At 49.2% G+C, this 1,186-nt stretch carries 1 protein-coding gene; it reads right to left on the bottom strand.

Annotation, left to right across the window (positions count from 1 at the left end):
* Positions 1 to 883: 883 nt before the first annotated feature.
* Positions 884 to 1,174, bottom strand: coding sequence for a GIY-YIG nuclease family protein (locus ACFR9S_RS08335; RefSeq protein ID WP_379818410.1), 291 nt, complete (start codon positions 1,172 to 1,174; stop codon positions 884 to 886).
* Between the last annotated feature and the right edge of the window lie 12 nt (positions 1,175 to 1,186).

The following is a 1,186-nucleotide window of genomic DNA, read 5'->3' as shown; positions in this document are numbered from 1 at the left end:
ACACTACCTCGCTGGCGTCCCTTGGACTCGCCAGCACGAGATGGTATTCTGCTTCAAGATTTTCCCATGTAGTGTTGACTGGAGCAGCACAGATGTGCGTCCATTCGTGTATAGACTCTCCGGAGGGGCACCCCTTATTCTACTATTGCCAGGTGTACTCATATTCTGGTACGAAGTGCAACCACTCGTCCACGCTGGCCAATGGTTTGATGTTTTTGTTCGTCTCCCTTTGGTTGCTGCAGGACTGGTGAGTCGGAAGGACATTCAGTCCTTAGCTACACCCGATGATTGGATGAATTCGCCTGAATAGGATGATGAGTACAGATAGTCTACTGACCGCGAGGCCTACTGCTACCTCCTCTTATGGCGTTTCCTCCTTCGATTAGGTCGATGGGGGCCAAGATATAACACTCCTAAGACCATCCCAAACAAGACCATAGCGAGGAGAAATAAACCGAACCCAATAACTGCTGAGCCGAAGAGCGACTTGAGAATCTCGAACACGGGCATAGCGTCTGATATCATTCACTAATTTAAAAGAATACGGGACGATGCTGATGTCCGAGAATCGTAGTAGTGCCGGATAGGGTGTTCCGGAGTCGATTTTCCGGTGAATTTAGTCTGCGATTCGTCAGGACGTAACTCCGAGAATAATATCACACTTTGGGCAGACGTATTCGTTCACTCCGTGTCCGATACCACCTTTATTGACTGGCGTTACATCTCGATCGCAACCAGGGCATGTTCCCATACTATCGTGTTAGAATCAAACTGTAATAGATTTAGGGATGAATATTAGTTATGACAGGTCATTAGTGACCATAGAAGCATGTCCGAGAAGTAGAGTAGAGCCGGACAGGCGCTCGTGAAGTAGTGTTCAGTATCACCCTGGTTGCGATACGTACACATCATCACTGGTCACTTCATCCAGGACATCGGCCGTAATTGGTTCTGCTCGATAGGCCTCAGAAGTTGATCCGTACCAGTCAATCGAAAGTAGCCGACTGGCCGGGAAGATTTGAGTGAAGTGGGCTCCTCGTCCCCGACCTGCAGCATGTTGTTTCAATCGGGTCGCGGCTCTCTGAGTTACGCCAACATACAATAGGCGGTCTCTTTCCTGTGCTCGATGTGCCCACCTTCGATCCGTTTGAAGGTGGAATTCCTCGCGAAGCACTTTTTCAGTGAC

Origin of the sequence: Halolamina salina (assembly GCF_042678005.1) — an archaeon.
Lineage (GTDB): Archaea > Halobacteriota > Halobacteria > Halobacteriales > Haloferacaceae > Halolamina > Halolamina salina.
Note: the sequence above shows the minus strand (reverse complement) of the source record. Positions and strands in the feature narration are given on the sequence as shown.